The sequence below is a fragment of the Pantoea hericii genome, assembly GCF_014155795.1.
Lineage (GTDB): Bacteria > Pseudomonadota > Gammaproteobacteria > Enterobacterales > Enterobacteriaceae > Pantoea > Pantoea eucalypti.
Map to the genome: position 1 here is coordinate 229,999 of NZ_SCKV01000008.1, position 8,447 is coordinate 238,445.

An 8,447-nucleotide genomic window follows, 5' to 3' on the forward strand; every position below is an offset into this window, starting at 1 on the left:
TTTTAGCCTCCCAGCTTGCTCTTATCGCGGACAGCGCCTTTGTCAGCACTGGTCGCGAGTAATGCGTAAGCACGCAGCGCAAAGGAGACTTCACGCTGACGATTGACTGGCGTATAGGCCGCATCGCCACGTGCCTGCTGCTCTTCACGGCGGGCGTGCAGTTCGTTATCCGGCACAGCGAGTTTGATGCCGCGATTAGGGATATCGATTTCAATGGTATCGCCATCTTTGACCAGCGCAATGGTGCCGCCGTTAGCCGCTTCCGGCGAAGCGTGGCCGATAGAGAGGCCCGACGTACCGCCGGAGAACCGACCGTCGGTGATCAGTGCGCAGCTTTTGCCCAGGCCCATCGATTTCAGATAGGTGGTCGGATAGAGCATTTCCTGCATGCCCGGCCCGCCTTTTGGTCCTTCGTAGCGGATGACGACCACGTCGCCTGCCACAACTTTGCCGCCCAGAATCGCTTCTACCGCGTCATCCTGGCTTTCATAGACTTTAGCCGGGCCCGTGAAGGTCAGGATCTCTTTGTCTACGCCCGCCGTTTTAACGATACAGCCATCTTCGGCGATGTTGCCGTAAAGCACGGCCAGACCGCCATCCTGCGAGTAAGCGTTTTCGCGGGTGCGGATACAGCCTTCGGCACGATCATCATCCAGCGTGTCCCAGCGGCAGTTCTGTGAGAACGCCTGGGTAGTACGGATGCCTGCCGGGCCAGCGCGGAACATATCTTTCACGGCCTGATCTTTGGTCAGCATGATGTCGTACTGATCCAGCGTTTCACGCATCGTCTGCTGCAGAATATTACGGGCGCTGCTGTCGAACAGGCCTGCGCGATCCAGCTCGCCCAGAATCGCAAAAACACCACCCGCGCGATGCACATCTTCCATGTGATATTTCGGGGTACTTGGCGCGACTTTACAAAGCTGAGGCACTTTACGTGACAGGCGATCGATGTCGGAGATATTAAAGTCGATGTCGCCTTCCTGTGCCGCCGCCAGCAGGTGCAATACGGTGTTGGTGGAACCGCCCATGGCGATATCCAGCATCATGGCGTTCTCGAAAGCGGCCTTGTTAGCGATGTTACGTGGCAGCATGTTGACGTCATCCTGCTCGTAGTAGCGCTTGGTCAGACTGACGATGCGCTTACCGGCATTGATGAACAGCTCTTTGCGATCGGCGTGCGTGGCCAGCAGTGATCCGTTGCCAGGCTGCGACAGGCCCAGAGCTTCGGTCAGACAGTTCATCGAGTTGGCGGTGAACATACCGGAGCAGGAGCCACAGGTCGGGCAGGCAGAGCGTTCGATCTGATCGCTGTCGGCATCGCTGACGTTCGGGTTGGCACCCTGAATCATCGCATCCACCAGATCCAGCTTGATGATTTTGTCAGAAAGCTTGGTTTTACCCGCTTCCATCGGTCCACCGGAAACAAAGATCACCGGAATATTCAGGCGCAGTGACGCCATCAGCATTCCCGGCGTGATTTTATCGCAGTTAGAGATGCAGACCATGGCGTCTGCGCAGTGCGCGTTGACCATGTACTCGACCGAGTCGGCAATCAGTTCGCGCGAAGGCAGTGAATACAGCATGCCGCCATGACCCATGGCAATACCGTCATCCACCGCGATGGTGTTGAACTCTTTAGCCACACCACCTGACGCTTCAATCTGCTCAGCGACGAGTTTACCCAGGTCGCGGAGGTGAACGTGGCCAGGGACAAATTGGGTGAATGAGTTAACCACAGCGATAATCGGCTTGCCGAAATCGTCGTCGGTCATTCCTGTCGCGCGCCATAAGGCACGGGCACCTGCCATATTGCGGCCGTGGGTGGTAGTGGCGGAACGGTACTTAGGCATGCTCTATTTACTCCAGTAAGAATAAGCTCGCGGACGTCAGATGACGCCCGCGCTGTATCTGATTATGGGTTAACCGGATCTAACCAGCCCCACTTGTCTTCTGTTTCGCCAGTGAACAGACCAAAGAAGGCCTCCTGGATGCGTTTGGTGACCGGACCACGTTTGCCTTCGCCCACCTGAATGCGATCCACGCTGCGTACCGGCGTGATTTCTGCGGCGGTGCCAGACATAAAGACTTCGTCAGCCAGATAGAGCGACTCACGCGACAGCGTCTGCTCACGCACTTCAATGCCCATATCGCGCGCCAGCGTGATGATGGCATCGCGGGTGATACCTGGCAGTGCAGAGGAGGTGAATGGCGGCGTAAACAGCACACCATCTTTAACTTCAAACAGGTTCTCGCCAGCACCTTCTGAAATCAGGCCATTGGTGTCCAGCGCGATACCTTCCTGATAACCGTGACGACGGGCTTCGCTGCCCACCAGCAGTGAGGAGAGGTAGTTACCACCCGCTTTCGCGGCGGTTGGCAGGGTATTTGGCGCAACGCGGTTCCATGAGGAGACCATCGCATCGATGCCGTTTTCCAGCGCTTCTGCGCCCAGGTATGCGCCCCACGGGAAGGCAGCAATGATCACATCGGTGGTGAAGCCGTCTGGCGGGTTCACGCCCAGGCCCACATCGCCAACAAAGGCCAGCGGACGGATATAAGCACTTTTCAGTTTGTTCACGCGGATGACTTCGCGGCACGCTTCCATCAGCTCATCAACGCTGCTTTTAATCGGGAAGCGGTAGATTTTGGCGGAGTCGTGCAGACGTTGCATGTGTTCGCGATGACGGAACACAACCGGTCCTTTGTGAGAGTCGTAGCAACGCACGCCTTCAAATACCGACGTACCGTAGTGCAACGCGTGAGACATGACGCTGACCTTCGCATCTTCCCACTTAACCATCTCGCCATTGAACCAAATAAAGTCTGCTTTCTTCGTGCTCATTGTTATTTCCTCTCGCGGCTACGCGCGGATTTGTTGTGTTGTCTGTTGTTGAATCTGAACGCATGCAACGTCGATCAATTTACTTAACTGCGAAGACAGTAAATCGACGGAGCGCTGGCTGGCAACGGTCATTTCAATATTAATGTTTTCTGCGTTAGCGACTGAGGCCATGTTCATAGAACAGACCTGAAAACCGCGGTGACGCACGACGCGTAAAATGCGCTCTAATATTTCAGGGCGGAAACGGGCTTCGATAGACAATTGATGCTGGTTCATACGGTTTTCTCCATCATGTTTGCATTGCTGGCACCCGGCGGTACCAGTGGCCAGACGTTTTCATGCTCATCTATTGCAACATGCAGGAAGTAAGGACCTTCGCTGTTCAGCAGAGCATCAAGGGCGGCGTCGACCTGATCTTTACGGGTAATGCGCTGGCCAGGAATGTTGAACGCGCTGGCCAGCGTGAGGAAGTCGGGATTATCGGACAGATTGGTTTCGCTGTAGCGACCGTCAAAAAAGAGCTGCTGCCACTGGCGCACCATGCCCAGACGCTGGTTATCCATCAGTACGATTTTAACCGGCAGCTTGCCGCGCTTGATGGTACCCAGTTCCTGAATGTTCATCATGATGGAGCCATCACCCGAGACACAGATAACCGTATCTTCCGGGCGTGCAACCTGTGCGCCGATAGCGGCAGGCAAACCAAAGCCCATGGTGCCTAAACCACTGGAGGTGATGAAGTTTTCCGGTGCGCTAAATGCCATGTGCTGTGCCGTCCACATCTGATGCTGACCAACGTCGGTGGTCACAACAGTATTGGCCGGTTTGCGATCGGAAAGCTGCTTCAGCAACAGCGGCGCATAGATCGCTTCGCCTGGATGGTCATAGCGCCATGAGTGACTGGCTTTAAGCGCTTTCACCTCATCACGCCAGGCGTTGATATGCAGCGGCTGACTCAGAGCAGGCAGCAATTCGTTGAGATCACCCTGCAGAGAGACGTGTGCGCGACGTAATTTGTTTAACTCAGCGGGATCGATGTCGAGATGAATCACGCTGGCGTGGGGTGCAAAGGTATCCAGCTTGCCGGTGACGCGGTCGTCGAAGCGCGCACCGACCGCGATCAGCAGGTCACATGCCTGTACGGCCAGGTTAGCGGCTTTGGTGCCGTGCATCCCCAGCATGCCCAGATAGACCTCACTGTATGGATCCACACTGCCTAAGCCTTTCAGGGTAGCCACTGCCGGAATACCGGTTTCTTCTGCCAGCGCACGCAGTGCCGGAACAGCCTGCGCCAGACCGACGCCACCGCCAACGTAGAGCATGGGTTTTCTGGCCTGCGCCATCAGTGCACGTGCTTCGTGAATTGCCTGATGTGGCAGCGCGCTTCCCTCTTCTACCGGCACCAGATGCGGTGCGGGATCACCCTGCGCAATCTGAATGTCTTTCGGGATATCAACCAGCACCGGACCCGGACGACCCGACTGCGCCAGCGCAAAGGCTTCCGCCATGATAGCGGGCAGCTCATCCAGCGACTCGACCAGGAAGCTGTGCTTGGTACAGGCCAGCGAGAGTCCCAGTACGTCGATCTCCTGGAAAGCATCGGTGCCGATGAAGGCAGAGGTCACCTGACCGGTGATTGCCACAACCGGAACCGAATCCATCATGGCATCCGCCAGGCCCGTAATCAGGTTAGTCGCGCCAGGGCCTGAAGTGGCGATACAGACGCCAGTTTTGCCGGTTGAGCGGGCATAGCCAATCGCCGCCATCACTGCGCCCTGCTCATGACGACACAGTAGGTGTTCCACGCCGCCATCATAGAGCGCGTCGTATACCGGCATGATTGCGCCGCCAGGGTAACCAAATACGGTATTAACCCCCTGCGCGCGTAAAGCCTGAACTACCCACTGTGCACCTGTCATCGCTATTCTCCTGTGTCCTGACCGGAACAACAGAATTTTATGCTACTGTTCATTGTTTGTTCCTTGTGGATTTACTGATATTTCCTCGGGTCGAAAAAAAACCCCCGGACCTTTCGGTGCGGGGGTTTTTTCGGATTCGAGGCTTGATTTTTAAGCCTTTCTTTCTCCAAGCGTTGCCCCGCACGGTAGGTTAATAACCACCACCACGCTAATCACGACCAGGCTAATCACTTGTAGAAGGGCTTTCATGTGTTGTTCAATTCTTTTACGTGTTCGAAGTAATGCCTACAGAGTTATCATAGTCAGGGGTTATGGCACAACTTTTTTTACAGACTTTTTTTAACCACAGGCGCTGGATAACGACCTATCAACCTGTATTACAAGAAATAATTACGTGATGATAATTATTCATCACTTTAGTGGCGTAATCATGTTTTGATGAATTTGCGCGCAGTCGCACAAGGTTTCAATACGGCATGAAAAAAACGCTGATGAGCTGGACGATGGCCCGAACAGTGCTGATCATCCCCTCGCTTTCATTTGACGCTGTCACCAGACTGGCGGCAACAAGGAGCGAGTATGTCATTATCAAAAGTTCTGACCCGGGCAGCATTAGGCGTAGAAGCCCCGCTGGTGACCATTGAGGCGCATATCAGTAACGGCCTGCCAGCGTTAACACTGGTGGGTTTGCCTGAAACCACCGTGAAAGAGGCACGTGAGCGGGTCCGCAGCGCCATTATCAACAGTGGTTTTACCTTTCCGGCTAAGCGCGTCACCATCAATCTGGCCCCGGCAGATTTACCCAAAGAGGGCGGGCGGTATGACTTACCTATGGCGATCGCCATTCTGGTCGCCTCTGAGCAGCTTCCTGCCGATAAGCTGACGCACTATGAGTTTCTGGGTGAGCTGGCACTCGACGGCGCAGTGTGCGGTGTACAGGGCGCGATTCCAGCGGCTATGGTGGCGATACAGGCGGGAAGGCAGCTGGTGCTCTCCGTTGAAAATCAGGGTGATGCCGGACTCATCCGTCAGGGGTTGTCGCTGGTCGCCTCTCACCTCAGCGAGGTATGCGCCTTTCTGCGTAATGCGCTCACATTACCGACGGCCCAATACCCTGAACAGCAGGGCGACACGCCAGCTGATGATCTCGCTGATGTCATTGGTCAGGAGCAGGGGCGCAGAGCACTGGAGATCACAGCGGCAGGCGGTCATAACCTGCTGCTGATTGGGCCACCGGGCACGGGTAAAACCATGCTCGCCACCCGACTGCCTGGCATAATGCCTTCTCTTAGCGATCAGGAAGCTCTGGAGTGCGCGGCAATCGACAGCCTGGTGAACAACAATACCCTGCACCGACAGTGGCGCACGCGGCCTTTCAGGTCACCTCACCATAGCGCATCTCTCTATGCTTTGATTGGTGGCGGATCATTGCCACGGCCCGGTGAGATATCCCTCGCGCACAATGGCGTACTGTTTCTGGATGAGTTACCGGAATTTGATCGCAAGGTACTGGACTCCCTGCGCGAGCCATTAGAGTCGGGCGTCATCGCTATTTCCCGTGCCCGGGCAAAAGTTACCTATCCGGCACGGTTTCAGCTGATCGCTGCGATGAATCCAAGTCCAACCGGGCATTATCAGGGACAACACAACCGCTGCTCACCCCAACAGGTTTTGCGATATCTCAGCAAGCTATCAGGCCCTTTTTTGGATCGTTTTGATCTTTCGCTGGAGGTGCCGCTACTGCCGGGTGGGATGCTCAGCGGTCAGCGCGCCAGAGCGGAAGCGTCTGAGCAGGTACGTCATCGGGTGGTCGCGGCACGTAACATTCAGCTGGCCCGTACAGGCAAGATCAATGCGCATTTAAACAATGCAGAGATTATGCGCTGGTGTCAGCCTGCCAAAGAAGACGCGGAGTGGCTGGAGTCCGTGCTGGAGAAACTGGGTTTGTCTGTGCGGGCATGGCAGCGTATTTTGAAAGTGGCGCGTACCGTTGCCGATCTCGCGGGGGATACAGATATTAGCCGGTCACATCTGCAGGAAGCGGTCAGTTACCGTACAATAGATCGATTAATGATTCATCTGCACAACAGCCTGCAATAAAAAAAGGGGCTTTCGCCCCTTCTCTGTTAATCGTCGCTGTCGGTAAAGTCTTCAACGGTGTCCATCTGCGGTTTACCGCCAGAGAGCGTATGAAAACGCTTAGGACGCTTAATGCGGGTCATATACTTAGACCATACGCGCTCAGCTTCTGTTTGCGGCTCACGCACGCCACGACACACTTCAATAAACAAACGTTCTTCTTCAGTTACAGGCTCACGCTTTGATAAATCCAGCTCATTAAAGGCAAAACCGTGGCGTTCAAGAAGCTGAGCCTCTTTAATAGTAAAGTCACCGTGGCGTGAGAAACCACGCGGGTAATGTTTGTTATCAAAGAAACGATTCTCTGTTGAGAAGCTTTCCGCCATGTTACACGCTCCTGATTTTCTAATGCCGTGCTGTTAATGGCGCGGAGTATTAGATAGGCTTGACAGAGTGTAAAACAAAACATTTAAATCTATACGACAAACATTTTTTGGGAGAACGCTGTGGATACGGAATTACTGAAAACTTTCCTGGAAGTGAGCAGGACACGTCATTTTGGGCGTGCTGCAGAAGCACTTTACCTTACGCAATCTGCTGTCAGTTTTCGCATCCGTCAGTTAGAGAATCAGCTTGGCGTTAATCTTTTTACACGGCATCGCAATAACATACGTCTGACAGCGGCAGGAGAGCGACTGCTTCCCTATGCTGAAAGCCTGATGAGCACCTGGATGATGGCGAAGAAGGAGGTTTCTCATACTCAGCAGCATCATGAGCTTTCTATTGGTGCCAGTGCATCTCTATGGGAAGCCTATCTGACGCCATGGCTACAGACGCTGTATGAGAATCGGGAGAGCCTGCATTTAGAAGCGCGCGTAGCACAGCGGCATCTGCTGGTTAAACAGCTTCATGAGCGCCAGCTGGATCTGTTGATTACCACTGAAGCGCCTAAGATGGATGAGTTAACCAGTCAGCAGATTGGTCATATTTCACTGGCGCTGTTCTGCGCCCGGCAGAGCGAAAAGCGTGAGAAATATGATTATATTAAGCTGGAATGGGGAGCTGATTTTCATCAGCATCAGAGCTATCTCTCGGGGGCTGATGATGTGCCGGTCCTCTCCACAACGTCAGCGCATGTCACCCGTGAACTGCTGCATACCACCGGCGCATGCGCGTTTCTGCCGGACTTCTGGCAAAGTGTTTACAGTGAGTTGATGATGATTCCGGATACACCCGTTGCCGTTCGTCCGCTCTATGCTGTCTGGTTGCAGAACAGCGATCAGCAGGCACACATCCGCCAGTTGCTTAAATTCCCGATTCTGGTCAGGCAAAACAGCTGAATTTACGGGAAAAAGAGGTGAGCAGGGAAGATCAGAGGCCAGTTAGCGTTAGCTGGTTTTTCTTTTTTGCTTTTTTAAAGGCAAAAAAAAATCCTTTGCCGAAGCAAAGGATCGTTTTCTGGCAGGGGCGGAGGGACTCGAACCCCCAACACCCGGTTTTGGAGACCGGTGCTCTACCAATTGAACTACGCCCCTAATAGGGTGGCGGAACGGACGGGGCTCGAACCCGCGACCCCCTGCGTGACAGGCAGGTATTCTAACCAA

General features: G+C 54.4%; 8 protein-coding genes and 1 tRNA gene. 2 read left to right on the forward strand and 7 right to left on the reverse strand.

The features are described from left to right. Window positions 1-2 precede the first annotated feature (2 nt). The 5 genes from ilvD to ilvL form a co-directional block, all read right to left on the reverse strand. Complete coding sequence (gene ilvD / locus H7K52_RS17570) at window positions 3-1,853, reverse strand: dihydroxy-acid dehydratase (RefSeq protein WP_008926357.1); 1,851 nt, start codon at window positions 1,851-1,853, stop codon at window positions 3-5. Window positions 1,854-1,915: 62 nt separating this feature from the next. Next, on the reverse strand, window positions 1,916-2,845 hold the full coding sequence (locus H7K52_RS17575; RefSeq protein ID WP_039661111.1) for a branched-chain amino acid transaminase: 930 nt from the start codon (window positions 2,843-2,845) through the stop codon (window positions 1,916-1,918). An 18-nt stretch (window positions 2,846-2,863) separates the two neighbouring features. Beyond that, window positions 2,864-3,121: an acetolactate synthase 2 small subunit gene (ilvM, locus tag H7K52_RS17580; protein ID WP_008926359.1), complete on the reverse strand. Its 258-nt coding sequence runs from the start codon at window positions 3,119-3,121 to the stop codon at window positions 2,864-2,866. Next, window positions 3,118-4,764, reverse strand: coding sequence for an acetolactate synthase 2 catalytic subunit (gene ilvG / locus H7K52_RS17585; RefSeq protein ID WP_182630276.1), 1,647 nt, complete (start codon window positions 4,762-4,764; stop codon window positions 3,118-3,120). The genes ilvM and ilvG overlap by 4 nt, the downstream gene beginning before the upstream one ends. 150 nt (window positions 4,765-4,914) lie before the next feature. Then, on the reverse strand, window positions 4,915-5,013 hold the full coding sequence (ilvL, locus tag H7K52_RS17590; protein ID WP_072101316.1) for an ilv operon leader peptide: 99 nt from the start codon (window positions 5,011-5,013) through the stop codon (window positions 4,915-4,917). Window positions 5,014-5,343: 330 nt separating this feature from the next. On the opposite strand from ilvL, the gene H7K52_RS17595 reads away from it, so the two are divergent. Continuing rightward, a complete protein-coding gene (locus H7K52_RS17595) occupies window positions 5,344-6,864 on the forward strand; it encodes a YifB family Mg chelatase-like AAA ATPase (protein WP_182630277.1) in 1,521 nt (506 codons plus the stop codon). A 26-nt stretch (window positions 6,865-6,890) separates the two neighbouring features. Here the strand turns inward: H7K52_RS17595 and H7K52_RS17600 are convergent, their stop codons facing one another. Next, entirely contained in the window at window positions 6,891-7,229 is a 339-nt protein-coding gene (locus H7K52_RS17600) for a MaoP family protein (RefSeq protein ID WP_008926362.1), read from the reverse strand. A gap of 120 nt (window positions 7,230-7,349) precedes the next feature. Here H7K52_RS17600 and hdfR point away from each other — a divergent pair, with 120 nt between their 5' ends. Then, window positions 7,350-8,183, forward strand: coding sequence for an HTH-type transcriptional regulator HdfR (gene hdfR, locus H7K52_RS17605; protein WP_008926363.1), 834 nt, complete (start codon window positions 7,350-7,352; stop codon window positions 8,181-8,183). 119 nt (window positions 8,184-8,302) lie between these two features. On the opposite strand, the gene H7K52_RS17610 is transcribed toward hdfR, so the two are convergent. Beyond that, window positions 8,303-8,378, reverse strand: a tRNA-Trp gene (locus tag H7K52_RS17610). Window positions 8,379-8,447: the final 69 nt, after the last annotated feature.

What these genes read in the sequence shown, in the direction of transcription:
- ilvD (WP_008926357.1), bottom strand. Translation starts at nt 1,853, where the DNA reads ATGCCTAAGTACCGTTCCGCCACTACCACCCACGGCCGCAATATGGCA.
- H7K52_RS17575 (WP_039661111.1), bottom strand. Translation starts at nt 2,845, where the DNA reads ATGAGCACGAAGAAAGCAGACTTTATTTGGTTCAATGGCGAGATGGTT.
- ilvM (WP_008926359.1), bottom strand. Translation starts at nt 3,121, where the DNA reads ATGAACCAGCATCAATTGTCTATCGAAGCCCGTTTCCGCCCTGAAATA.
- ilvG (WP_182630276.1), bottom strand. Translation starts at nt 4,764, where the DNA reads ATGACAGGTGCACAGTGGGTAGTTCAGGCTTTACGCGCGCAGGGGGTT.
- ilvL (WP_072101316.1), bottom strand. Translation starts at nt 5,013, where the DNA reads ATGAAAGCCCTTCTACAAGTGATTAGCCTGGTCGTGATTAGCGTGGTG.
- H7K52_RS17595 (WP_182630277.1), top strand. Translation starts at nt 5,344, where the DNA reads ATGTCATTATCAAAAGTTCTGACCCGGGCAGCATTAGGCGTAGAAGCC.
- H7K52_RS17600 (WP_008926362.1), bottom strand. Translation starts at nt 7,229, where the DNA reads ATGGCGGAAAGCTTCTCAACAGAGAATCGTTTCTTTGATAACAAACAT.